The organism is Sinorhizobium chiapasense, assembly GCF_045277575.1.
Lineage (GTDB): Bacteria > Pseudomonadota > Alphaproteobacteria > Rhizobiales > Rhizobiaceae > Ensifer > Ensifer chiapasense_A.
On sequence record NZ_CP144205.1, the window covers coordinates 2,505,991 to 2,529,210 of the forward strand.

Annotated in this window: 20 protein-coding genes and 1 pseudogene; 10 read left to right on the forward strand and 11 right to left on the reverse strand. The window is 63.9% G+C overall.

Annotated elements, in window-relative coordinates:
- Positions 1–93 precede the first annotated feature (93 nt).
- The 4 genes from QM996_RS12160 to glpK form a co-directional block, all read right to left on the reverse strand.
- On the reverse strand, positions 94–1,293 hold the full coding sequence (locus QM996_RS12160) for an MFS transporter (protein WP_500267699.1): 1,200 nt from the start codon (positions 1,291–1,293) through the stop codon (positions 94–96).
- Positions 1,294–1,460: 167 nt separating this feature from the next.
- Positions 1,461–2,210: a methionyl aminopeptidase gene (map, locus tag QM996_RS12165; RefSeq protein ID WP_500267700.1), complete on the reverse strand. Its 750-nt coding sequence runs from the start codon at positions 2,208–2,210 to the stop codon at positions 1,461–1,463.
- Positions 2,211–2,311: 101 nt separating this feature from the next.
- Positions 2,312–3,370: an LLM class flavin-dependent oxidoreductase gene (locus tag QM996_RS12170; protein WP_500267701.1), complete on the reverse strand. Its 1,059-nt coding sequence runs from the start codon at positions 3,368–3,370 to the stop codon at positions 2,312–2,314.
- Positions 3,371–3,537: 167 nt separating this feature from the next.
- On the reverse strand, positions 3,538–5,025 hold the full coding sequence (glpK, locus tag QM996_RS12175; protein ID WP_500267702.1) for an FGGY family carbohydrate kinase: 1,488 nt from the start codon (positions 5,023–5,025) through the stop codon (positions 3,538–3,540).
- Between the two features lie 411 nt (positions 5,026–5,436).
- On the opposite strand from glpK, the gene QM996_RS12180 reads away from it, so the two are divergent.
- The 3 genes from QM996_RS12180 to xdhB all read left to right on the forward strand — a co-directional run bounded on the left by QM996_RS12180 (position 5,437) and on the right by xdhB (position 10,380).
- Positions 5,437–6,213, forward strand: a complete 777-nt coding sequence (locus QM996_RS12180; protein ID WP_500267703.1) for a 3-hydroxybutyrate dehydrogenase — start codon at positions 5,437–5,439, stop codon at positions 6,211–6,213.
- Between the two features lie 105 nt (positions 6,214–6,318).
- Positions 6,319–7,791, forward strand: coding sequence for a xanthine dehydrogenase small subunit (gene xdhA, locus QM996_RS12185; RefSeq protein ID WP_500267704.1), 1,473 nt, complete (start codon positions 6,319–6,321; stop codon positions 7,789–7,791).
- A 252-nt stretch (positions 7,792–8,043) separates the two neighbouring features.
- Positions 8,044–10,380 carry a xanthine dehydrogenase molybdopterin binding subunit gene (gene xdhB, locus QM996_RS12190; RefSeq protein ID WP_500267705.1) on the forward strand — a complete coding sequence of 779 codons (2,337 nt, stop codon included), beginning with the start codon at positions 8,044–8,046 and terminating at the stop codon, positions 10,378–10,380.
- Positions 10,381–10,465: 85 nt separating this feature from the next.
- Here xdhB and QM996_RS12195 read toward each other — a convergent pair whose 3' ends face one another.
- Positions 10,466–10,786, reverse strand: coding sequence for a hypothetical protein (locus QM996_RS12195; RefSeq protein ID WP_500267706.1), 321 nt, complete (start codon positions 10,784–10,786; stop codon positions 10,466–10,468).
- Between the two features lie 29 nt (positions 10,787–10,815).
- On the opposite strand from QM996_RS12195, the gene QM996_RS12200 reads away from it, so the two are divergent.
- The 4 genes from QM996_RS12200 to QM996_RS12215 all read left to right on the forward strand — a co-directional run bounded on the left by QM996_RS12200 (position 10,816) and on the right by QM996_RS12215 (position 15,655).
- Positions 10,816–11,730: a LysR family transcriptional regulator gene (locus QM996_RS12200; protein WP_500267707.1), complete on the forward strand. Its 915-nt coding sequence runs from the start codon at positions 10,816–10,818 to the stop codon at positions 11,728–11,730.
- Positions 11,731–11,852: 122 nt separating this feature from the next.
- Positions 11,853–13,091, forward strand: coding sequence for a urate hydroxylase PuuD (locus QM996_RS12205; RefSeq protein WP_500267708.1), 1,239 nt, complete (start codon positions 11,853–11,855; stop codon positions 13,089–13,091).
- Complete coding sequence (gene guaD, locus QM996_RS12210; protein ID WP_500267709.1) at positions 13,088–14,404, forward strand: guanine deaminase; 1,317 nt, start codon at positions 13,088–13,090, stop codon at positions 14,402–14,404. The genes QM996_RS12205 and guaD overlap by 4 nt, the downstream gene beginning before the upstream one ends.
- 114 nt (positions 14,405–14,518) lie before the next feature.
- Complete coding sequence (locus tag QM996_RS12215) at positions 14,519–15,655, forward strand: alpha-hydroxy acid oxidase (protein WP_500267710.1); 1,137 nt, start codon at positions 14,519–14,521, stop codon at positions 15,653–15,655.
- A 226-nt stretch (positions 15,656–15,881) separates the two neighbouring features.
- Here QM996_RS12215 and uraH read toward each other — a convergent pair whose 3' ends face one another.
- The 5 genes from uraH to QM996_RS12240 all read right to left on the reverse strand — a co-directional run bounded on the left by uraH (position 15,882) and on the right by QM996_RS12240 (position 19,233).
- The gene (gene uraH, locus QM996_RS12220) at positions 15,882–16,244 is read right to left on the reverse strand and encodes a hydroxyisourate hydrolase (RefSeq protein ID WP_500267711.1); all 363 of its coding nucleotides are present in this window, start codon (positions 16,242–16,244) and stop codon (positions 15,882–15,884) included.
- Positions 16,245–16,280: 36 nt separating this feature from the next.
- Entirely contained in the window at positions 16,281–16,778 is a 498-nt protein-coding gene (locus QM996_RS12225; RefSeq protein ID WP_500267712.1) for an ureidoglycolate lyase, read from the reverse strand.
- 96 nt (positions 16,779–16,874) lie between these two features.
- Positions 16,875–17,378 (reverse strand): 2-oxo-4-hydroxy-4-carboxy-5-ureidoimidazoline decarboxylase, encoded by a 504-nt coding sequence (uraD, locus tag QM996_RS12230; RefSeq protein WP_500267713.1) that lies wholly within the window; start codon positions 17,376–17,378, stop codon positions 16,875–16,877.
- Positions 17,378–18,307 carry a polysaccharide deacetylase family protein gene (puuE, locus tag QM996_RS12235; RefSeq protein ID WP_500267714.1) on the reverse strand — a complete coding sequence of 310 codons (930 nt, stop codon included), beginning with the start codon at positions 18,305–18,307 and terminating at the stop codon, positions 17,378–17,380. The genes uraD and puuE overlap by 1 nt, the downstream gene beginning before the upstream one ends.
- Positions 18,308–18,432: 125 nt before the next feature.
- Positions 18,433–19,233, reverse strand: coding sequence for a DUF1045 domain-containing protein (locus QM996_RS12240; protein WP_500267715.1), 801 nt, complete (start codon positions 19,231–19,233; stop codon positions 18,433–18,435).
- 178 nt (positions 19,234–19,411) lie between these two features.
- Here QM996_RS12240 and QM996_RS12245 point away from each other — a divergent pair.
- Positions 19,412–19,519: pseudogene (locus QM996_RS12245) on the forward strand (PRC-barrel domain-containing protein); the annotation flags it as partial.
- A 22-nt stretch (positions 19,520–19,541) separates the two neighbouring features.
- Here the strand turns inward: QM996_RS12245 and QM996_RS12250 are convergent.
- Positions 19,542–20,684, reverse strand: coding sequence for an NAD(P)/FAD-dependent oxidoreductase (locus QM996_RS12250; protein WP_500267716.1), 1,143 nt, complete (start codon positions 20,682–20,684; stop codon positions 19,542–19,544).
- 39 nt (positions 20,685–20,723) lie between these two features.
- On the opposite strand from QM996_RS12250, the gene mnmC2 reads away from it, so the two are divergent.
- Both mnmC2 and QM996_RS12260 read left to right on the forward strand, forming a co-directional pair.
- On the forward strand, positions 20,724–21,440 hold the full coding sequence (mnmC2, locus tag QM996_RS12255; RefSeq protein ID WP_500267717.1) for a tRNA (5-methylaminomethyl-2-thiouridine)(34)-methyltransferase MnmD: 717 nt from the start codon (positions 20,724–20,726) through the stop codon (positions 21,438–21,440).
- A gap of 167 nt (positions 21,441–21,607) precedes the next feature.
- Positions 21,608–23,194: a trimethylamine methyltransferase family protein gene (locus QM996_RS12260; RefSeq protein WP_500267718.1), complete on the forward strand. Its 1,587-nt coding sequence runs from the start codon at positions 21,608–21,610 to the stop codon at positions 23,192–23,194.
- Positions 23,195–23,220: the final 26 nt, after the last annotated feature.

The following is a 23,220-nucleotide window of genomic DNA, read 5'->3' on the forward strand; positions in this document are numbered from 1 at the left end:
CCGGGAATACAAATCTTACTGTTATTTCATCATGGGCAGCGCCAGGGTCGGGCGACATTTTGTGGTCGCCGTTGGCGTGATCGCGGCACCCGGTCAAGACTTCAACGCCGCTGAAATCCGCTTCAATTCGAAGAGGATGACGCCACCGCAGAGGAAGAGCACGATCGCCGCAATCAAGGTCGGTGCAGCGAAGCTGCCGGTGCGTTCCGCCAGCCAACCGGCGACCAGCGGGCCGATGATCTGGCCGATGCCGAAGGCGGCGGTCATCAGGGCGAGCGCCTTGCGCGGGCTTTCCGGCGCGAGCCGTCGGCCGATCTGGAGGCCATAGGCGGTTATCATCATGAAGGTAGCCCCAAGCATCAGCCCGCCGGCGAGCGGCGCATAGGGCAAGGGCAGTCCGACCGTCAGCACCAGGCCGACCGCCTCGACCAAAAGGCCGACCGCGTAGACACCGGCAAGACCGAGGCGCGGGACGGCAAAGCGCCAGAGATGGACGGAGAGCGCTGCGGCAAGGCCGGTCAGCAGCCAGGCGAGAAACTCGATGCTGTGGCCGCCGCTGGGGTCACGCGCCATGGCGACAAGGAAGGTGGCGGTGATGACATAGCCGAAGCCGAACAGTGCATAGGTAAACGTCACCACCGTGAGCGGTCGCGTCCAGGCAAGCGGTTTCTCGCGCACCGTGCCTCCACCGGAAGAAGGAACGCCGGGCAGGAGCGCTGCGACAAAAATGGTCCCGACCAGTCCAACGAGGGCACCGGTGAACCAATCGCCCATCGAAGTCGTCAAGCTGGCATGCCCCGCAAGCGGGTTTACCCAGACGCAGAGCGAGGAAAATGCGATGCCGAGGCCGACGCCGCCGAAATGGACGGCCGGCACATGCTCCGACCGCGCAAGCAGGCCATGGCCAAGCACGATGCCGGAGATGAAGATCATGGCAAAGGCGCTGCCAAGGCCGGCCAGGAAGCGGATGAGCGCCAGCACGGCGACGGAGGACGAGAGCCCCATGGCCGCCAGCAGAGCTGTGGTGGCGACGAGTGACGCAAGCCCGATCCGGCGCTCGTATCCATGCGCCCAACCAAGGGCGGCGAGAATGGCACCGGCGAGATAGCCGACGAAATTGGCGGAGGCGATGAGGCCGGCATCGCCCGGCGAGAGGCCGAGATCGGCCATCATCGCCGGCAGGATCGGCGTATAGGAAAAACGGCCGAAGCCCATGGCGACGGCCATGGCGATAGCGCCTGCAGTGGCCGTGGCGGAGATGTTGGCCGGGAGCGGTCTGTCGAGCGTGGTCATGCTCTTTTATTGCACCGCAACAAGGGCCCCCACAAATGACAATAATTGAAGGACCTATTGAAGAAATCGAACGATCGAACGACTTCAATGGGTTACGGGGGTCGCGGCCCCGAAACCCGCCCGCAACGCCGGACGGAAAACCGCTTCGCACTTTTCCTAGCGTTGCTTTAGCCGGGCAGCGTCACCACCAGCGGCCCGCCGCGCGTGACCACGACGGTGTGCTCGTATTGCACCGTCGGCGCACGCGGATCGCTGTAGAGCGTCCAGTCGTCATTGCCGCCTTCGGCCCATTGCGCGCCTGTGGACAGGAAAGGCTCGACGGTGAAAACCATGCCGTCGGTCATCCGGCGGCGTTCGCGCGGGTCCGGCCAGGTGGCAATCTCGGTCGGCTCTTCATGCAGTGAGCGGCCGATGCCGTGGCTGGCGAGATTGGTGACGAGCGAATAGCGGTTCTTGCGGGCGAAGTCGCCGATCGCGTTGCCGATGGCCGCCAGCGGCTGGTCGGGGCGCACCTGCTTGAGGCCGACCCACATCGCCCGCTTGCCATCGCGGCAAAGCCTGTCGATCGCGACGCTGACCGGCGGCACCGGGAAGGAAGCGCCCGTGTCGGCGAAGATGCCGTCCTTTTCGGCCGAGACGTCGATATTGACGAGATCACCCGCTTGGATCACCCGACTGCCGGGAATGCCGTGGGCGATTTCCTCGTTGACGCTGATGCAGGTGGCACCGGGGAAATTGTAGCAGAGCTCGGGCGCCGAGCGCGCGCCGGCCTCTTCCAGCACCCTGCGGCCGATCGCATCCAGTTCCGCCGTGGTGATGCCGGGCTCGAGCGCCTCGCCCATCGCCTGCAATGCGTTGGCGCAGATGCGGCCGATTTCCTTCAGCCGCAGCAGATCTTCTTCGTTGTTCAGGGTCATCCGTGTCTCGCTTTCGCGCTCACATGTAGCGTGTCGCCATACGTTATGCCAGCGCCGAACGGGACGGCCGGCAATCGAGCCCTGAAACCCCGCGTTGCAGATCAGACTGCGGCCGATGCCGCCGCCTCCTCTTCCGCCACCGCCTTGCGCACCAGCGGTGCCACCTTGGTGCCGTAGAGTTCGATGCCGCGCATGATCTGCTCGTGCGGCATCGGCCCGATCGCCATCTGCAGCAGGAAACGATCGTTGCGGAAGACCTTCCAGTTTTCGACGATCTTCTGAGCCACCGTTTCCGGATCGCCGAGGAAGAGGTTGCCGCTAGGCCCACGCGCCTGATCGAAATGTGCCCGGTTCGTCGGTCCCCAGCCGCGCTCGCGGCCGATACGGTTCATCACCTCCGCCTGCGGACCATAGAACTGGTCGGCGGCCAGATCGGTCGTGTCGGCGATGAAGCCGTGCACGTTGATGCTGGTTTTGAGCTTGGCCGGATCCTGGCCTGCGCGGCGCGCGGCCTCGCGGTAGAGATCAAAGAGCGGCGCGAAACGGCGCGGCTCGCCGCCGATGATCGCAAGCGCCACCGGCAGACCGAGCGCGCCGGCGCGCGCCACCGATTGCGGCGTGCCGCCAACGGCGATCCAGAGCGGCAACGGGTCCTGCAGCGGCCGCGGGTAGACGCCGCGATCGTGGATTGCCGGCCGCATCTCGCCCGACCACGTGACCTTCTCGCTGTCGCGCAGCGCCATCAATAGATCGAGCTTCTCGGCGAAAAGCTGGTCGTAGTCATCGAGCGACTGGCCGAAGAGCGGGAAGGATTCGATGAAGGATCCGCGCCCCGCCATGATCTCGGCACGGCCATTGGAGATCAGGTCCAGGGTCGAGAACTGCTGGAAGACGCGCACGGGATCGTCCGAACTCAACACCGTGACGGCGCTGGTCAGCCGGATATTTTTCGTCTTGGCGGCGGCGGCAGCCAGAATGACGGATGGTACCGAGGCCGCATAATCAGGGCGGTGATGCTCGCCGAGCCCGAAAACGTCGAGGCCCACCTGATCGGCGAGCTCGATTTCTTCGAGAAGGTTCTTGAGGCGGCGCTGCCCCTCTTTGCCCTTTTCTTCAGCATTCGGATCGACATCCGCGAAAGTGTAAAGCCCGAGTTCCATGATGCCCGTCCTGTTTCTGTTGTGACAACAGATAGTTGCCGCGCGCAGGAGCAGCAAATGCTCATCCGGGAAACGCTGTGTTTCCCGGATGAGCATGAATGGAGCCTGTGTCGGATGATTGGCCGGAACCGGATGCTACGGGTGAAAACCGCGCCTCGCCCGTGCTGTTAGTTCAGCGTGCGCTTCACGGCATTGCGCCATCCCTGAAGCTTGGCCTTGCGCATCTTCTCGTCCATGGCCGGCTCAAAGCGACGGTCGCGCGCCCAGGACTGGGCGAACGCTTCCTGCTTCGGCCAGACGCCGGCGCGGCCGCCGGCGAGCCAGGCGACACCGAGCGCGGTCGTTTCGAGGATGACGGGGCGGTCGACCGGTGCGTCGAGCAGGTCGGAAAGCCGCTGCATCGTCCAGTCGGAAGCAACCATGCCGCCATCGACGCGCAGCACCGTTTCCTTGCCGTTGTTGCGCCAGTCCTTGTGCATCGCCTCCAGCAGGTCGCGCGTCTGGTAGCAGACGGCTTCGAGCGCGGCGCGGGCAAACTCGGCCGGGCCGGTGTTTCGGGTCATGCCGAAGATCGCGCCGCGCGCATCCGGATCCCAGTGCGGCGCGCCGAGACCGGTGAAGGCCGGGACCAGATAGACCTCCTGCGTCGGATCGGCGCTTTCAGCGAGCGTGCCGGCATCCGGCGCTGCCTTGATGACCTTCAGACCGTCGCGCAGCCATTGCACGGCAGCGCCGGCGACGAAGATCGAACCTTCCAGCGCGTAGGTCGTTTCGCCGTCAAGCCGGTAGGCAATGGTGGTGAGCAGCCGGTTCTTGGAGCGCACCATATCCTTGCCGGTGTTGAGCAGCGCGAAGCAGCCGGTGCCATAGGTGGATTTCAGCATGCCCGGTTTGAAGCAGGCCTGGCCGATCGTCGCCGCCTGCTGGTCGCCGGCAACGCCGAGGATCGGGATCGCGGCGCCGAAGATCGCCGCATCGGTGACGCCGAAATCAGCTGCGCAGTCCTTGACCTCCGGCAACATGGCGCGCGGCACGTTGAGGATATCGAGCAGTTCCTCGTCCCAGGCATTCTCGGCAATGTTGTAGATGAGCGTGCGTGAAGCGTTGGTGGCATCGGTCACGAAGGACTTGCCGCCGGTCAGCCGCCAGATGAGGAAGGTGTCAATGGTGCCGAAGCAGAGCTCGCCCTTCGCCGCGCGCGCCTGTGCGCCGTTGACGTTGGAGAGCAGCCAGTTCAGCTTGGTGCCGGAGAAGTAGGGATCGAGCAGCAGGCCGGTCTTCTCGGTGAAGGTCTTTTCCAGCCCCTGCTGCTTGAGCTCGTCACAATAGGCGGCGGTGCGGCGGTCCTGCCAGACGATCGCGTTATGGATCGGGCTGCCGGTTTCGCGATCCCAGACGACGACGGTCTCGCGCTGGTTAGTGATGCCGATGCCCGAGATGTCGCCGGCAGTGATGCCTGCCTTGGCGATCGCCTCCTGGACCGTCGAAAGGACTGTCTGCCAGATTTCCTCGGGATCGTGCTCGACCCAGCCGGATTTCGGGAAGTGCTGCTTGAATTCCTTCTGGCCGGCACCGACGATCCGTTGCCGACCGTCGAAGACGATCGCACGGCTCGAGGTCGTACCCTGATCGATCGCGAGAATATATCCGCCCATATGCCCCTCCCCGGCCGCACCATAAGTTAGAGCGGGATGCGGGCGGAAAACCGCACACACTTTTCCTCATGCCGCTCAATTGTTCTCCGCCCTTCCTCAAGGGCGGGACGTCATTTCGGAAACTTCAATACGATGGCAAAACGAATGTCAAACGAAAACAAAACGCAACCGCCCGGCTTCGTTGGTCCCCTCGACAACTCAGCGGTCCCTACAGCGCCGCGCGTCTCATCAGACGCGCAAAGGTCGCTGTAGCACTCTGAACTGCTGCATGCTTGCTTAAGTCGGATCCAATTTAAGCAAGCATGCAGGACTCAAAAACACAATTGTCAGCGCCGCGGTTTTACGCGTAGGCTGGCGCTGTTGCGCCGCAGCAAAGGGAAATCCGCGGCGCCGCAAAGGGAGAGAGCAGCAATGACGAAAACAGCGGTCATCACCGGTTCTACGAGCGGCATCGGGCTTGCGATCGCCAAGGCGTTCGCCAAGGGCGGCGCCAACATCGTGTTGAACGGCTTCGGCAGCCCCGATGAAATCAGACAAGCGACGGACGAGGTCGGCGCGCTGACGAGCGGGACGGTCGTCTATCATGGCGCCGACATGACGAAGCCCACCGAGATCGCCGATCTGATCGCCACGGCCGCCGAGCGCTTCGGCAGCGTCGATATCCTCGTCAACAATGCCGGCATTCAATATGTCGAGAAGGTCGAGGATTTCCCGATCGAGCAATGGGACCGCATCATTGCGATCAACCTCTCCTCTTCCTTCCATACGATCCGCGCCGCCATTCCCGGCATGAAGGCGAAGGGCTGGGGCCGCATCGTCAACATCGCCTCCGCCCATGGCCTCGTCGCCTCGCCGTTCAAGGCGGCCTACGTCGCTGCCAAGCACGGCGTTCTAGGCCTGACGAAGACCGTCGCCCTCGAAGTCGCAGAAAACGGCATCACCGTCAATTCGATCTGCCCCGGCTACGTGCTGACGCCGCTCGTCGAAAAGCAAATCCCGGACCAGGCGCGCACCCGCGGCATCACCGAGCAGCAGGTCATCAACGACGTGATGCTGAAGGGCCAGCCGACCAAGAAGTTCATCACGGTCGAACAGGTCGCTTCCCTCGCCGTCTATCTCGCCGGCGACGACGCGGCCCAGATCACCGGCACCCATGTTTCCATGGACGGCGGCTGGACGGCGCAATAGGCACGCCCCTGGAGCAGGCAAAAGTTTCTTCGGCCCTTTGCTTTTCTGCATAACCACCTAAAATCAAAGTGATTTCAGGTAATGCAGCCGCAGGGAATGAATGGCATGCCCCAGTCGAATGGAACGATCAGCTTCATCCTCAACGACCACGAGGTCTCGCTTTCGGATATCGCACCGACCACGACCCTGCTCGACTTTCTGCGGCTCGAGCGCCGGCTGACCGGCACGAAGGAAGGCTGCGCCGAGGGCGACTGCGGCGCCTGCACCGTGCTGGTCGGGCGGCTCGCGGGCGATGCGCTCGTCTATGAAAGCGTCAACGCCTGCATCCGCTTCCTCGGCTCGCTGCAGGCAACGCACGTGGTCACGGTCGAACATCTCGCCGGCAAGGACGGCACGCTGCATCCGGTGCAGCAGGCGATGGTCGATTTCCACGGCTCGCAATGCGGCTTCTGCACGCCCGGCTTCGTCATGTCGCTCTATGGCCTCTGGCTTGCGAACGACGACCCGAGCCGGGCTGCCATCGAGAAGGCGCTGCAAGGCAATCTCTGTCGCTGCACCGGTTACGAGCCGATCGTGCGCGCCGCGGAAGCGGCCGCGAAAGCGCGGCCCTCCGCCATTTTCGATCCGATCACCAGGGAGCGCGAAGCGATCACCGCAAGGCTCAAGGCGCTGATCCCGGCCGAAACGATCATCATTCGCCAGGGCGAAAACTGCCTGATCGTGCCGGCGGACGGCGATGGCCTGGCCGCAGCACTCGCCGAACATCCGGGGGCGACGGTCGTTGCCGGCTCTACCGATGTCGGCCTCTGGGTGACCAAGCAGATGCGGCCGATCAACCCGGCCATCTTCATCAACGGCATCGCAGAACTGCAGCGCATCGAAGAGAGCGAGGCAGGCCTGACGATCGGCGCCGGCGTCAGCTACACCGCCGCGTTCTCCGCCCTCAGTAAGATCCATCCCGGCTTCGGCCCGTTGATCAACCGGATCGGCGGCGAGCAGGTGCGCAACATGGGCACGATCGGCGGTAACATCGCCAACGGCTCGCCGATCGGCGACAGCCCGCCGCCCTTGATCGTGCTCGAGGCCACCGTGACGCTGCGCTCGAAAGAGGGCCGGCGCACACTGCCGCTCGAATCCTTCTTCATCGCCTATGGCAAGCAGGATCGCCAACCGGGCGAATTCGTCGAAAGCATTTTCGTGCCGCGCCTGCCGGCCGAGGATCTCTTTGCCGCCTATAAGGTCTCCAAGCGCCGCGACGAAGACATTTCCGCCCTGCTCGGCGCGTTCCGCCTGTCGGTGGAAGATGGCACCGTCCGCTCCGCCCGCATCGCCTTCGGCGGCATGGCCGCCACGCCGAGGCGCGCCACGAATGTGGAATCGGCGCTGATCGGCAAGACCTGGACCGAGGAAACGATCCACGCGGCACAGCCAGCCTTCGAGACCGACTACCAGCCGCTTACCGACTGGCGTGCCACCAGCGATTATCGCATGCTGGCGGCGAAGAACCTGTTGATGCGTTTCTTCCTGGAAAGCGGCGGCGAGACGGCGCAGCTGCGTCGTTTCGAGGAGGCGGTATGAGCGTCGATCGCCAGTTCAATGGGCGGGATTTGCCCCTCTCCTCGGGTTTAACCCGAGGACTAGCCCCCTCCCCGCAGGCGGGGAGAGGAAACGTGGACGTCGCAGGCTTCGCCAGGAGCGGTCAACCTGCCGGTTGCCACGAGTCTCCTTCTCCCCGCATGGCGGGGAGAAGGTGCCGGCAGGCGGATGAGGGGCGCTTCGCTTTCCTCACCGCGCGGATGAGGAGCATTTCCTTCGGAAGGAACCAATAAGATGGACAAATCCACCTTCGAGGAACGTAAGGCGATCCGCGGCGAGATGCATGCGCCGCTGCGTCACGACAGCGCCCACAAACATGTGGCCGGCACTGCCGATTATATCGACGATATGCCCGAACCGGCAGGCACCCTGCATGGCGCACTCGGCATGACCGACCGGGCGCACGCGGAAATCATCGCCATGGACCTCTCGGCCGTCGTCGCCGTGCCTGGCGTCGTCTTGGTGCTGACCGCCAAGGACATGCCGCATTCCAACGACATCAGCCCCAGCCACCTGCACGACGAGCCGGTGCTCGCCGATGGGATCGTGCAGTTCCACGGTCAGCCGGCCTTTGCCGTGATTGCGGAGACCCGCGATATTGCCCGCCGGGCCGCACGGCTGGCGAAGATCACCTATCGCGACCTGCCGCACGTCACCGACATTCTCGACGCTGTCGCCAATGGCGGCGAACTGGTGACACAGCCGCTGATCCTGCAGCGCGGCGACGCCGAGGCGGAGCTGGAAAAAGCCCCGCACCGGCTCAAAGGCAGCATGCGGATCGGCGGCCAGGAGCATTTCTACCTCGAAGGCCATATCGCCCTCGCCATTCCCGGCGAGGACGACGAGGTCACCGTCTGGTCCTCGACCCAGCATCCGAGCGAAATCCAGCACATGGTCTCGCACGTGCTCGGCGTGCCCTCGAACGCGGTGACGGTGAACGTGCGCCGCATGGGCGGCGGCTTCGGCGGCAAGGAAACGCAAGGGAACCAGTTTGCAGTGCTTGCGGCCGTTGCGGCGAAGAAGCTCAACCGTGCCGTCAAGTTCCGCCCGGATCGCGACGAGGACATGACGGCAACCGGCAAGCGCCACGACTTCCTGGTCGACTATGACGTCGCCTACGACGACGAGGGCCGCATCCATGCCGTCCACGCCAATTATGCGGCGCGCTGCGGCTACTCGTCCGACCTCTCCGGACCGGTCACCGACCGGGCCCTGTTCCACGCGGACAGCTCCTATTTCTATCCGCATGTGAAGCTCACGTCGCAACCGCTGAAGACCAATACGGTGTCGAACACCGCCTATCGCGGCTTCGGCGGCCCGCAGGGCATGCTCGGCGGCGAGCGCATCATCGAAGAGATCGCCTACCAGCTCGGCAAGGACCCGCTCGAGATCCGCAAGCTGAACTTTTATGGCGACAAGGGTTCCGGCCGCGACATCACTCCCTACCACCAGCAGGTCGAAGACAACATCATCGGGCAGATCGTCGCCGAACTCGAAGAGAGTGCGGACTATCAGGCGCGCCGCCGGGCGGTTCTCGACTTCAACCGGACGAGCCGCGTCATCCGGAAGGGCATTGCGTTGACGCCGGTGAAGTTCGGCATCTCCTTCACCATGACCGCCTTCAACCAGGCGGGCGCCCTGGTGCATATCTATCAGGACGGTTCGATCCACCTGAACCACGGCGGCACCGAGATGGGCCAGGGCCTCTACATCAAGGTGGCGCAGGTGATCGCCGACAGTTTCCAGGTCGATCTCGACCGTGTCCGCATCACCGCGACGACGACGGGCAAGGTCCCGAATACGTCGGCGACCGCCGCTTCCTCCGGCTCCGACCTCAACGGCATGGCCGCCTTCGACGCCGCACGCCAGATCAAGGAGCGGCTGGTAAGCTTCGCCTGCGAGCGCTGGCAGACGACGCCGGATAATGTCAGCTTCGTGGCCAACCACGTGAAGATCGGCGAGGAGCTGGTGCCCTTCGCCGATTTCATCAAGCAGGCCTATATGGGTCGCATCCAGCTTTCGGCCGCCGGCTACTACAGGACGCCGAAGATCCATTGGGATCGCGCCACCGGCCGCGGCACGCCCTTCTACTATTTCGCCTATGGCGCCGCGGTTTCGGAGGTCTCGATCGACACGCTGACCGGCGAGTACATGGTCGATCGCGTCGACGTGCTGCACGATGTCGGCCGCTCGCTCAACCCGGCGATCGATATCGGCCAGATCGAGGGCGGTTTCGTGCAGGGCATGGGCTGGCTGACGACGGAAGAACTGTGGTGGGACGACAAGGGCCGGCTGCGCACCCACGCCCCCTCCACCTACAAGATCCCGCTCGCTTCCGACCGGCCGAAGATCTTCAATGTCAGGCTTGCCGAATGGTCGAGCAACGTCGAGAAAACCATTGGTCGCTCCAAGGCGGTGGGAGAGCCACCCTTCATGCTGCCGATCTCGGTGCTGGAAGCGCTGTCGATGGCGGTCGCGAGTGTCGCGGATTACCGCGAATGCCCGCGGCTCGACGCGCCGGCAACACCGGAGCGTGTGCTGATGGCCGTCGAACGCCTACGGCGCTCCTGACGGCCATCAATCCCGCGCCCAGAGCATCCCGCTTTCAAGCATCGCTGGAAGCGGAAAGACGCTTTAGAAACGGAACGCACGGCCTCTACAGCCGCGGCAGTTCATTGATGCTGAGCAGACGGCGAGCGTTGGCCATTGCCTCCTCGTCGTCGCCGTGGGGGCTGTGAACATCCATGAAACCCATATCTCTCTTCATGTGATCGGAGAGCGCGTTGACATCCAGCATCGGCTTGGGGGCAACGAGGCCGCCGAACAGGGCAGCCGTGAGCCGGACGACCGGCTCACGCGAAAGAAATGGTTTTCTTTCAGTACGTTCGAAAGTATCGCAAGTCATCTCAGCACCTGTTCGTCTTGGGAAGTTGACTTGGAGGATGCCGTGGAGGAGGATCGAAATCCAATCGAACATCCGTCTGCATGCATCAAGAGAACTTATCCATGAAGATGTCGAAGCAGTTTCCGCTGAATGCGCTCCGGGTCTTCGAAGCGGTCGCGAGACTCGGCAGCTTCACCAAGGCCGGTGAAGAACTGGGCATGACCCAGACGGCCGTCAGCTACCAGGTCAAGTTGATCGAGGAGAATGTCGGCGAGCCGCTGTTCCTGCGCCGCCCGCGCCAGATCTCGCTGACGGAAGTGGGCCAACGCATGGCCCCGCGCGTGACCGAAGCCTTCGAAATGCTGCAGGACGCGGTATCCAACGCCCGCGGCGATATCGACAGCGCGCTCCTGATCAGCTCGACGCCGACCTTCGCCTCCCAATGGCTTGCGCGCAACATCGGCAGCTTCCAGCTCGCCCATCCCAACATTGCCGTCCGGCTGACGACGAGCGACTCGCTCACCGATTTCACCCGGGAGCCGGCCGATCTTGCGATCCGCTCAGGCGCCGGCGTTTGGCCCGGCCTCGACACACACCCGCTGATGCGCGTGGAATTCAGCCCGATGCTGAGCCCGGCACTTGCCGAAACCATCGGCGGCGTGCACGAGCCGCGTGACCTGCTGAAGCTCAGGATCATCGATGCGGGCGACCCCTGGTGGCGGATGTGGTTCAAGGCCGCCGGCGTCGACGATCCCGATCTTGAAGGGCGGCCGCACAGCCGGCTCGGCGCGCAATCCTTCGAGGCGCGCGCTGCCGTCGCAGGCCAAGGGGTCGCAATCCTGACGCCGGAATTCTATCCGGACGATGTGGCGCTCGGCCGCCTCTACCAGCCGTTCGATCTGCGCTGCAGCGACGGTTGCGACTACTGGCTTGCCTATCCGCACGCCCGCCGCAACACACCGAAAATCCGGATCTTCCGCGACTGGATCCTTGGCGAGCTCTGCCCGCCGCAATTCCTGCAGGCAAATAGGGCTTGAGGAGTTCACAAGCCCCTTTTCCCCTCTATCGTTTTTGCGCAAGGTGCTGGAGCAGCTGTCTTTCAGGCCGAATGATCTGAAAACGGAAAGTTGCGCTAGAGCGGAGACAAAAGGGGATCTGAATGTACGAGTTCGCCATTGCCTGGGAATGGCTGGCCTTTGCCGTGCGCTGGCTGCACGTGATCACGGCCATCGCCTGGATCGGCTCATCCTTCTATTTCATCGCGCTCGACCTCGGCCTGATGAAGCGCGATCACCTGCCCGTCGGCGCCTATGGCGAGGAATGGCAGGTCCACGGCGGCGGCTTCTACCACATCCAGAAATACCTGGTGGCGCCGGCCACGATGCCGGAGCATCTCACCTGGTTCAAATGGGAATCCTACATGACGTGGCTCTCGGGCTTCGCCATGCTCTGTGTCGTCTATTACGGCGGCGCCGATCTCTTCCTTATCGACCGCCATGTGCTCGATATTTCCGCAACGACCGCGATCCTGATCTCGCTCGCCTCGCTCGGCGTCGGCTGGCTGTTCTACGATCTCCTGTGCAAATCGCCGGTTGGCCGGAACACCTGGGGGCTGATGGCGCTGCTCTATGTCGCGCTCGTTGCCATGGCCTGGGGCTATACCCAGCTCTTCACCGGCCGCGCCGCCTTCCTGCATCTCGGCGCCTTCACCGCCACGATCATGTCGGCCAACGTCTTCTTCATCATCATTCCCAACCAGAAGATCGTCGTCGCGGATTTGATCGCCGGCCGCACGCCGGATCCGAAGCTCGGAGCGCAAGCCAAGCAGCGTTCGCTCCACAACAACTACCTGACGCTCCCCGTCATCTTCTTCATGCTGTCGAACCACTACCCACTGGCGTTTGCGACGGCGTTCAACTGGATCATCGCGGCGCTGGTCTTCCTGATGGGCGTCACCATCCGCCACTGGTTCAACACCACCCACGCCCGCAAGGGCACGCCAACCTGGACCTGGCTCGCCACCGCGCTGATCTTCGTCCTGATCATGTGGCTTTCGACCGTGCCGAAGGTTCTGAGCGGCGGCGAGAAGGCGGAAGTGGCGCCGGCCTTCGCCCGCTTTGCCGCGAACGCCCACTTCCCCGCCGTCAAGGACACGGTCTCGACCCGCTGTTCCATGTGCCACGCCGCCGAACCGGTTTATGAGGGCATCACCCGGGCGCCGAAGGGCGTTGTGCTGGAAAGCGACGCGGAGATTGCCGCCCATGCCCGTGAAATCTATATCCAGGCCGGGCGCAGCCACGCGATGCCGCCCGGCAACGTGACAGACATGACGACGGACGAGCGCCAGCTTCTGACAGCCTGGTTCGAAGGTGCCGTCGAGGAAGGCAGGACACAATGACAACCACCCTCATCCGGGGCCGACTCTTAAGCTTCCATCGCGCGCCAACGTCGATCGACGACAGCGCCGCCTATAGCTACGAGAGCGACGGCGCACTGCTGGTCGAAGGTGGGCAGATCATTGCCAGCGGCACCTATGCCGCCATCAAGGCAGGCGCTCCTGAGGGTGTGGCGGAAATCGATCACCGCCCGCACCTGATCGTGCCCGGTTTCATCGATACGCACCTGCATTTCCCGCAGATGCAGGTGATGGCCTCCTATGCCGCCAATCTGCTGGAGTGGCTGAACACCTACACCTTCCCGGAGGAATGCCGCTTCGTCGAAACCGCCCATGCCGAACGCATTGCGACCCGCTTCTTCGACGAGATGGTGCGTCACGGAACGACGACGGCGACCGCCTATTGCTCGGTGCACAAGGCCTCCGCCGATGCCTTCTTCGCCGAGGCGCTCCGTCGCGACATGCGCATGGTCGCCGGCAAGGTGATGATGGACCGCAACGCGCCGCAAGGACTGCTCGACACGCCTGAGATGAGCTACGACGAAACCCGCGCGGTGATCCGCGAATGGCACGGCAAGGGCCGCAACCACGTGGCCATCACGCCGCGCTTCGCCATCACCTCGACACCGGAACAGATGGACGTCGCCAAGTCGCTGGTGCGCGAGTTCCCCGACCTGCACGTGCAGACCCATCTTTCGGAAAACCGCGACGAGATCGCCTTTACCTGCGAGCTCTATCCCGAAGCCAAGGACTATACCGACGTCTACGCCCGCTATGGCCTGCTCGGGCCGAAAAGCCTGTTCGGCCATTGCATCCATCTCTCGGAGCGCGAGGCGGATGCGATGAGCGAGACCGGTTCGGTCGCCGTCTTCTGCCCGACCTCCAACCTCTTCCTCGGCTCCGGTCTCTTTCCGCTGCGCGCACTCACCCGTCGCGACAAGCCGGTGCGCACCTCGGTCGCCTCCGACATCGGTGGCGGCACCAGCTATTCCATGCTGAAGACGCTCGACGAGGCCTACAAGATCCTGCAGTTGCAGGGCGAGCGGCTGAACCCCTTCGACAGCTTCTTCATGATGACCCGCGGCAACGCCGAGGCACTCTCGCTCGTCGACAGGATCGGCACGCTGGAGGCCGGCACCGATGCCGATTTCATCGTGCTCGACATGGCGGCGACGCCGGCCATGGCGCTCCGGGCCGAAGTGGTCAATTCACTGACCGACGAACTCTTCCTGCTGCAGACCATGGGCGACGACCGCGCGATCGTCGAAACCTATGTCGCCGGCAAGCCGGCGAAATCGGCGCTCGCCGCCGCGTGACCCGCCAAGTGCGGAGAGGTCAAGAAAATTGACCTCTCCGCTTTCTGGCTATTAACAAGCCTCCGGCAAACATGATAATGGCTCGTCAATCTCCCTTGGATGAAGGCCGTTTCCATGACGCAAATCCTCGAAATCAGCGACCTCAAGGCTCTTGCCAAGCGCCGCGTGCCGAAGCTCTTCTTCGACTATGCCGACAGCGGCGCCTGGACCGAAGGCACCTATCGCGCCAATGAGGAGGATTTCGCCAAGGTGAAGCTGCGCCAGCGGGTGCTGGTCGACATGACCAACCGTTCGCTGGAAACGACGATGATCGGCCAGAAGGTCTCGATGCCGGTGGCGCTCGCCCCGACCGGCCTCACCGGCATGCAGCACGCCGACGGAGAGATGCTGGCGGCCCAGGCCGCCGAAGCCTTCGGCGTCCCCTTCACGCTCTCGACCATGAGCATCTGCTCGATCGAGGACGTCGCCTCGGTCACCACCAAGCCCTTCTGGTTCCAGCTCTACGTGATGCGCGAGCGCGAATTCGTGCTGAACCTGATCGACCGCGCCAAGGCAGCGAAGTGCTCGGCACTGGTGCTGACGCTCGACCTGCAGATCCTCGGCCAGCGTCACAAGGACCTGCGCAACGGCCTCTCCGCACCGCCGAAGATGACGCCCAAGCACCTCTGGCAGATGGCGACGCGCCCCGGCTGGTGCATGAAGATGCTCGGCACCAAGCGCCGCACCTTCCGCAACATCGTCGGCCACGCCAAGAGCGTCACCGACCTTTCCTCGCTCGGCGCCTGGACGGCGGAACAGTTCGATCCGCAGCTCTCCTGGAAGGATGTGGAATGGATCAAGGAGCGCTGGGGCGGGCCGCTGATCCTCAAGGGCATTCTTGACCCCGAAGACGCCAAGATGGCAGCCGCGACCGGCGCCGACGCGATCATCGTTTCCAACCATGGCGGCCGCCAGCTCGACGGCGCTCATTCGTCGATCAGCATGCTGCCGCGCATCGTCGATGCGGTCGGCCACCAGATCGAGGTGCATATCGACGGTGGCATCCGCTCCGGCCAGGACGTTCTGAAGGCCGTCGCCATGGGCGCCAAGGGCACCTATATCGGCCGCCCCTTCCTCTATGGCCTCGGCGCCATGGGCAAGGAGGGCGTGACCAAGGCGCTGGAAATCATCCGCAAGGAGATGGACATCACCATGGCGCTCTGCGGCAAGCGCAACATCAACGACGTCGACCGCAGCATCCTGGCGGATTGAGACGCGGGCGCGACGTCAGGTCGCTGTGCCCTAGCCACTTCCCAGACCTCCCTCTTCCCTGTGCTCGTCACAGGGATCCAGCCAGCCCAAGTTCTTGGGCTGAAGAGGTTCTTCGACCCGACGGACGTCGGGTCGCTGGATCCCCGCCACAAGGGCGAGGATGAGGGAGAGTGTGATGAGCCTCTCGCCAAGTAACGGACGAGCGGCCAGGAAGCGCGTTAAGCCCTCAACTCCCGCGATAGGTCGAGTAACCGTAGGGCGAGAGCAACAGCGGCACGTGATAGTGGCTGGCCGGATCGGCAATGCCGAAGCGCAAGGGGATGCGGTCGAGGAAGGCCGGCTCCGGCAGCGTCACACCGGTGCGACGCAGATAGTCACCCGCATGGAAGACCAGTTCGTAATGGCCGGCCATGAAGCCTATGCCTTCGACCATCGGCCCGTCGACTCGGCCGTCGCTGTTGGTATGGACGGTGCGGATCAGTTGCCGTTCCTCGCCCTCGAGCCAGTAGAGATCGATGCGCAGACCTTCGGCCGGCTTGCCGAGTGCGGTGTCGAGAACATGGGTCGTCAGGCGGCCGGTGCTGCTCATGGCATCCTCTTTCTGCTGGCGCGGGCGTCCGACCCGCTAGACTGGGCTCGGAATGACAAAAGGCTCGTCGTAGAAATATTCTTCCAGATTGTTGCCTGGCCCTTCGCGATCGACGATCAGGAACTCGCTGACGGCGCCGACCGCCATCAGCGGATGATGCCAGACATTGCGGCCATAGTTGACGCCCTGCCGACCGCTTGCCTGGAATACCCTCGGCGTGCCCGGACGCCCGTCCTCGTCTTCGGCGACAACGACGAGCCAGGGGCGGTCGTCGAGCGGCGAGAAGCTCTGGCTACCGAGCGGATGGCGCTCCATCATGGTCACGGCATAGGGAAACGCGCGCGGCTGGCCACGGAAGATGTTGATGATGACATTGGCGCCGTCGCCGACCACATCGGCGCGCGCCAGCCCGTGAAAGCGTTCCGTGTTGCCGCCGTTGATGTAGCGCATCGTCGCCGGATCCGCTTCGATGATGGTTCCGAAGGGCGCAAAGGCGTCGCGCGTCAGCGGCTCGATCTCAAGCAGGCGCGACATCAGACCTTGGCCTCACGAGAGGGGGCCGCACTTGCGGATATCAGCTCCAGTTCGACGGCCTCCCCAGTGCGTGAGAGCGCGTATCGAACGGTTTTGTCAGGCATTTTCGTCTCCAGGAAGCATCGACTGCAGTCGCAGGCGGGCGATTTTTTCCACCTGCGCGCAAGCGGTTTCAAATTCCTCTTCGGGCGAATTGTCAATGCGGCTTTCGAAGGAGGCGAGAATCTGGCCCTTGGTGAGCCCCTTCACCGCGATGATGAAGGGAAATCCGAATTTCCGCGTATAGGCGTCGTTGAGCACGGTGAAGCGCTGATGCTCCTCGGGCGTCAGCCGGTCGAGGCCGGCAGACGCCTGCTCCGCCGTCGAGTCCGCCGTCAGCTTGCCCGCGATCGCCAGCTTGCCGGCAAGATCGGGATGGGCGCGCAAGACCTCCAGCTTTTCGCGCGGCAGCGCCGCACGAAACGCCTGGCAGAGCGCCGAATGCACGTTGCCCGCCGTCAGACCCGTCGCCGCGGCGCGATCGAAGGCGCGTTCGGCCACCCAGGGCGAATGCTCGAACACACCCCCGAAACGAGCGACGAAGGCGTCGCGGTCGGACATCAAAGCGCCCCTTCCGGCTTGTGGTGCTGGTACCAATGGCGGGCGATGTCGATGCGCCTGGGCACCCAGACCTTGTCGTGCGACATGACGTAATCGATGAAGCGGGCGAGCGCGGCGGCCCGGCCGGGGCGACCGACAAGCCGGCAATGCAGGCCGATATTCATCAACTTGGCATCGCCCTGGCGGCCTTCCTCATAGAGCACGTCGAAGGTGTCCTTGAGATAGGTGAAGAACTGGTCGCCGGAGTTGAAGCCCTGATTGGTGGCAAAGCGCATGTCGTTGGCATCAAGCGTGTAGGGAATGATCAGGTGCGGCTTGTCGGCCGGCAGACCCGGCACCCAATAGGGCAACTCGTCGGCATAGGAATCGCAGGAATAGAGGAACCCACCCTCTTCCAGCACCAGTTTCAGCGTGTTGGCCGAGGGCTTGCCCTGGTAGATGCCGAGCGGGCGCTCGCCGGTCACCTCCGTATGCAGGCGCACGACCTCGCGGATATGCTCGCGTTCGACCTCTTCCGGGAAGTCCTTGTATTCCAGCCAGCGCAGGCCGTGGCTGGCGATCTCCCAACCGGCTTCCTTCATGGCCGCAACCGCCTCCGGGTTGCGCGCCATGGCAAGCGTCACGCCATAGACGGTTAGCGGCACGTTGCGGCTCGTGAACATGCGCCACAGCCGCCAAAAGCCGGAACGGGCGCCATATTCGTAGATCGATTCCATGTTGAGGTTGCGCTGGCCGTGCCAGGGCTGTGCGCCGACGATCTCGGACAGCAGACATTCGGACGCCGGGTCGCCATCGAGGATGCAGCTTTCGCCGCCCTCCTCGTAGTTCAGCACGAACTGCACGGCAATACGCGCATCGCCCGGCCAGTTTGCCTTCGGCGGATTGCGGCCGTAGCCAACGAGGTCGCGTGGATACTTCGTCTCAGACATGAAATCACCCTTCGATTTTTCCAGAACGGTATCACCGCCGGCCGGATTGTCGATACCGAAATCTACCCGTGGAGAGCGCTGGCGGCGATGTCGGAGGGAGAGGAAGGTGGAGAACCGCGCGCTTGCTAACGCTGCGCCATCAAGGCCGCAACGATGAGCGGCAAGGGCCGGATCGATCCCGGACCAAGGGAGGGATCGGCGGCAACGCGTTTGGCGCGCTCGGTGCGTGCATTGGTGGAGATCTTGCCGAGCGGATGCTGCGAATGCACACGCAGGGGTGCGCCGGTCTCCGGCTCGACGAAGAGAGCGAGGCTGCCGATGGCAAGCGGTGTCGCCAGGTGCGGTTCGAACAGGCCGCGAAGCGGCGCCTCGACCTGAGGCAGCGCGTCCGGGGCGAGCGGGCCCGTGAGCAGCATATGGAAGCGATACTCGTCCATGACGTGAGGCGCACCCCAGCGGTGCAGATTGGAGAATTGCGACGCGGTCAGCCGGTCCGGATCGGAACGCTCGATCTCGTCTTCGCTGAGCGGTGCGCGAAAGGCGTTGAACTCCTGCACGACATTGGCTGCCAGCAGATGCATGGCAGTGCTCGGCACCTGCGGCATCAGGCCGAAGCACCAACCGATGCGGGCGACCTCCAGCCGGTCGATTTCGAACGGCGTCTGCGCGCCGGCAAAGTGCATGAGCGCCTTCAGGAGCTGCGATTCCGTCATGTCCGGGTGCAGTCGAAACGGCGACATCATCATCGCATGGAAACCGAAACGGCGCGGCACGGCCGTGTGGTAGGCGATGTCGGCAGAGCTCAGGCCGGCAACCGAAGGCAGCTCCGTCGGCTCGCCGGAATAGACGTTGCGCCCGAGCCAGCTTGCGGCAACGGCGGAAAGCGGGTCGGCCATCGGCGGTGTGAAACAAATGGCGTAGCGCATGGTGGCTCCGGTTGTCCTTGAGCGGATGAGGAAAACACATGCGATTTCCGCCCGCATCCCGCCCAAACTCATGAGAATAGATCATGATGATCCATTGGCCGCGTCTTAGGTGATTTGCGTGACAGATTGACGAAGTGACCGGGCAAAACCGCCCGACGCCACAACGCAAACCTGCAGGATGCCCGGAAGGGAAACCCATGACGTGATCGCGAGCGACAAGGTTGAAGGCACGAAGGTTTATGGCCCCGACAACAAGCATATCGGATCGATCGAGCGCGTCATCATCCGGGGCCTTCCTCGATCCAGCCCTAAAGATGCTCCTCGCGAAGCGCCTCCAAGTGATTCCGGCAGAGGAAGGATTCGGGAATGTCGATCGTCGGAATGCCGGCGATCTCGTCGACGACAAATCGCGCGAGGCGGTGCGCGATGCCGAAGCTGACCTTGAAGCCGCCGGTCAGCACGGAAATGTTCGAATGGTCAGGATGCCGTCCGACGATGGGCTCACGCCCCGCCGACTTTGGCCTGAGCCCCGCCCAGCGCTCGACCACCGGCGCATCCGCCAGACGCGGCGCCAGGAGGATGGCGCGCCGCAACAGATCGTCGAGCTGTTCATCCGTGGACAATGGATCGGCAAAGCTGTTTTCGCTGGTGCTGCCCACCGCCACATGGCCGTCGTCGTGAGCGATGATATAGACGCCGTCGGTGAAGATAACCGGCAACCCGGGATCGACGTTCGCCTTCAAGAGCGCTGCCTGTCCCTTGACCGCGGTGCCGCTTGTCGCTTTCAGCGGGCCTGACACCGCATCGATCAGCGGGAAACTGCCGATGCCGGCACCGATGATGCAATGGTCGAAGCCGAGATGGCTGCCGCCGTCGAGTTCGACCCGGCGATGCGCCGGGAGAATGGCGCGCACGCCTGAGCCTTCGTCGATCTGAACATTGGAGAACTGCGACAGGGCGGCACGCAGGGCCGACAGCGTTCGACGCGGCGACACCCGCGCGGCCAGCGTATCGAAAACGACGCCGTGCACCGTTGCCTCCCCGGCCGGCCAACCCTCTGGCCCGCCCTCCTGGACATGCCAGAAGAATTGCCGGTCGCCCGCGTGCCATTGCTGTTTCGCGTCCTGCTCGTGCCGGAGCGCGATGGCGCGCAGATGCGGCCTGGCGAGCGGCATCAGCCGCCCGGTGCGCCGATAGCCGGTCGACATCCCGGCCTCGGCTTCGAGCTGCGCGATCTCCTCTTCGAGCGACACCAGCGCATCGAACTGGAATTGCTTCTTGGCGTTCCAGCGGTCGGGCATATGCGGCATGAGCGCGCCCAAGAGGCCGCCGCTCGCGCCGGCGCCGATCGCCTGCTGCTCGACCAGCCGCACTTCCATGCCCTTGCGCGCGGCGGAAAGGGCGGCCCACAGCCCCATGACGCCGCCGCCGACGACCAAAAGCTCGCTCATCGATTGACCTTCTCCGGCCGGCGGATTATCGCCTTCGCCATGACAGGATCCGCAGACCCGTTCGAGCCCCCGGCGCACCAAAACCTCGATTGGCACGAGGGCGATATGCCCTATTCCCGGGAGTTTGGCGATCACTTTTATTGCCGCACCGATGGCCGGCTGGAATGCGGCCACGTCTTCCTTTCCGGCAATGGCCTGCCGCATCGCTGGGTCGGTGCGGGCACCTTCCGCATCGGCGAACTGGGCTTCGGCACCGGGCTCAATTTCTGCGAGACATGGCGCCAGTGGAAGATGACCGCGACCGCCGGCGACCGTCTGCATTTCGTCTCGTTCGAGCGATTTCCCATGGCCGCCGACGAGATTTCCCGCGCGTTGAGCCATTGGCCCGAGATCGACGCGGAGCGGCAGGCCCTGGTCTCCCGCTGGCCGGCAAGCCCCGACGGTGACGTCCACATCGACTTTGGCGACGGGGTCGCCCTCACCGTCGTCTGCGGCCCGGCGCTCGAAGGCGTTGCCCGGGCTCAGGATCCGTTCAACGCCTGGTATCTCGACGGCTTCGCCCCCTCGCGCAATCCCGACATGTGGTCGGAAGAGCTGATGCGGCTCGTCTTCGAAAAGACGGCGTCAGGCGGCAGCTTCGCGACTTACGCGGCCGCCGGCTTCGTCCGCCGCAATCTCCAGGCTGCCGGCTTCGTCGTCGAGAAGCGCAAGGGTTTTGCCGGCAAGCGCGAGATGCTGCGCGGCGACCGCCCCTAGGCGCACCGACCCGATTTCGATGTGTCTTGAACGGTTGCGCCATCGCGCTGCGAAAATGCGTCAGCGGGAACGATTTACTCCACAAGAGAACTGAACTGTCGCAAATGGCGGGCCATCGCCACCGGGAATCTGCGACACACACCCATCGGCAACGCGGTGGGACTTTCATGAACAACGATCAGTTTCCCGATGCAGCAACGGGCGATGCGGCCTCGACGCCGCTGGAGCGGCGACGCCGGCCGGGCGGCCGCGGGGCGGAACGGGCTCGCAAGTCCGCAGGCGGAAAATATCTCAATCTCGTCAATACGTTGAGCAAATCGGCGGTCCTTTCGGAAGATGCGCTCGAGGCGATCCATGACGCGTCGCTGACCATTCTCGAAGAGATCGGCATGGACATCATCCTGCCGGAAGCGCGCGACCGGATGAAGGCTGCCGGCGCCGATGTGACGCCCGGCACCGACCGGGTGCGCTTCGACCGCGGCCTGATCATGGAGATGGTCGCGTCAGCGCCCTCCTCCTTCACCATGCATGCCCGCAACCCGGCGCGCAACGTCGCGATCGGCGGCAACAATCTCGTCTTCGCCCAGATCGCCAGCGCGCCTTTCGTCGCCGATCGTGACGGCGGCCGCCGCACCGGCAACCACGAAGATTTCCGCAAGCTGGTGAAGCTCGCCCAGTCCTACGACATCGTCCACACGACCGGCGGCTATCCCGTCGAGCCCGTGGACCTGCACGCGTCCGTGCGCCACCTCGATTGCCTCTCCGACATGGTGAAGCTGACGGACAAGGTCTTCCACGTTTATTCGCTCGGGCGGCAGCGCAACACCGACGGCATCGAGATCGCCCGCATCGGCCGCGGCATTTCCATGGAGCAGATGGAGCGCGAGCCTTCGCTCTTCACCATCATCAACACCTCCTCGCCGCTGCGCCTCGACGGGCCGATGCTGCAAGGAATCATCGAGATGTCCTCGCGCAATCAGGTGGTGGTGGTCACGCCCTTTACGCTGGCCGGCGCCATGGCTCCCGTGACGATCGCCGGAGCCCTGGTGCAACAGAATGCCGAGGCGCTCTGCGGCATCGCCTTCACCCAGATGGTCCGGCGCGGCGCGCCCGTGATGTATGGCGGCTTTACCTCGAATGTCGACATGAAGACCGGCGCGCCGGCCTTCGGCACGCCGGAATACATGAAGGCGGTGATCGCCGGCGGCCAACTCGCGCGCAAATACAACATCCCCTACCGCACCTCGAACACCAATGCCGCCAATACGCTCGATGCCCAGGCGGCTTACGAGTCGGCGATGTCGCTCTGGGCGCTGACGCAAGGGGGCGGCAATTTCGTCATGCATGCCGCCGGCTGGACCGAAGGCGGGCTCACGGCCTCCTTCGAGAAGTTCATCCTCGACATCGACATGCTGCAGATGGTGGCGGAATATCTGGCGCCGCTCGATATCAGCGAGGATGCGCTCGGCCTCGATGCCGTGCGCGACGTCGGCCCCGGTGGCCACTACTTCGGTACGTTGCACACGCTGCAGCGCTACGAAACGGCCTTCTATTCGCCCATCCTTTCCGACTGGCGCAATTTCGAGACCTGGACCGAAGCCGGGCGACCGACGACCTACGACCACGCCAACCGGATCTTCAAGCAGAAGCTCAACGAATACGAGCGGCCGCCCCTCGACCCCGCGATCGAGGAGGAGCTCGATGCCTTTGTCGCCAAGCGCAAGGCAGAAGGCGGCGTCCCGACGGACTTCTGACGGGACGCCCCAGGAGATGCAGTGAA

Bases quoted from the DNA above. Each gene is read 5' to 3' on its own strand.
- uraH (WP_500267711.1), bottom strand. From the start codon at position 16,244: ATGAGCAGCACCGGCCGCCTGACGACCCATGTTCTCGACACCGCACTC.
- xdhA (WP_500267704.1), top strand. From the start codon at position 6,319: ATGCCCCAGTCGAATGGAACGATCAGCTTCATCCTCAACGACCACGAG.
- QM996_RS12170 (WP_500267701.1), bottom strand. From the start codon at position 3,370: ATGGAACTCGGGCTTTACACTTTCGCGGATGTCGATCCGAATGCTGAA.
- QM996_RS12160 (WP_500267699.1), bottom strand. From the start codon at position 1,293: ATGACCACGCTCGACAGACCGCTCCCGGCCAACATCTCCGCCACGGCC.
- map (WP_500267700.1), bottom strand. From the start codon at position 2,210: ATGACCCTGAACAACGAAGAAGATCTGCTGCGGCTGAAGGAAATCGGC.
- QM996_RS12180 (WP_500267703.1), top strand. From the start codon at position 5,437: ATGACGAAAACAGCGGTCATCACCGGTTCTACGAGCGGCATCGGGCTT.
- QM996_RS12240 (WP_500267715.1), bottom strand. From the start codon at position 19,233: ATGCGCTACGCCATTTGTTTCACACCGCCGATGGCCGACCCGCTTTCC.
- QM996_RS12195 (WP_500267706.1), bottom strand. From the start codon at position 10,786: ATGTTCGATTGGATTTCGATCCTCCTCCACGGCATCCTCCAAGTCAAC.
- QM996_RS12215 (WP_500267710.1), top strand. From the start codon at position 14,519: ATGACGCAAATCCTCGAAATCAGCGACCTCAAGGCTCTTGCCAAGCGC.
- puuE (WP_500267714.1), bottom strand. From the start codon at position 18,307: ATGTCTGAGACGAAGTATCCACGCGACCTCGTTGGCTACGGCCGCAAT.
- guaD (WP_500267709.1), top strand. From the start codon at position 13,088: ATGACAACCACCCTCATCCGGGGCCGACTCTTAAGCTTCCATCGCGCG.
- mnmC2 (WP_500267717.1), top strand. From the start codon at position 20,724: ATGACAGGATCCGCAGACCCGTTCGAGCCCCCGGCGCACCAAAACCTC.
- QM996_RS12200 (WP_500267707.1), top strand. From the start codon at position 10,816: ATGAAGATGTCGAAGCAGTTTCCGCTGAATGCGCTCCGGGTCTTCGAA.
- QM996_RS12250 (WP_500267716.1), bottom strand. From the start codon at position 20,684: ATGAGCGAGCTTTTGGTCGTCGGCGGCGGCGTCATGGGGCTGTGGGCC.
- QM996_RS12205 (WP_500267708.1), top strand. From the start codon at position 11,853: ATGTACGAGTTCGCCATTGCCTGGGAATGGCTGGCCTTTGCCGTGCGC.
- QM996_RS12225 (WP_500267712.1), bottom strand. From the start codon at position 16,778: ATGTCGCGCCTGCTTGAGATCGAGCCGCTGACGCGCGACGCCTTTGCG.
- xdhB (WP_500267705.1), top strand. From the start codon at position 8,044: ATGGACAAATCCACCTTCGAGGAACGTAAGGCGATCCGCGGCGAGATG.
- QM996_RS12260 (WP_500267718.1), top strand. From the start codon at position 21,608: ATGAACAACGATCAGTTTCCCGATGCAGCAACGGGCGATGCGGCCTCG.
- glpK (WP_500267702.1), bottom strand. From the start codon at position 5,025: ATGGGCGGATATATTCTCGCGATCGATCAGGGTACGACCTCGAGCCGT.
- uraD (WP_500267713.1), bottom strand. From the start codon at position 17,378: ATGTCCGACCGCGACGCCTTCGTCGCTCGTTTCGGGGGTGTGTTCGAG.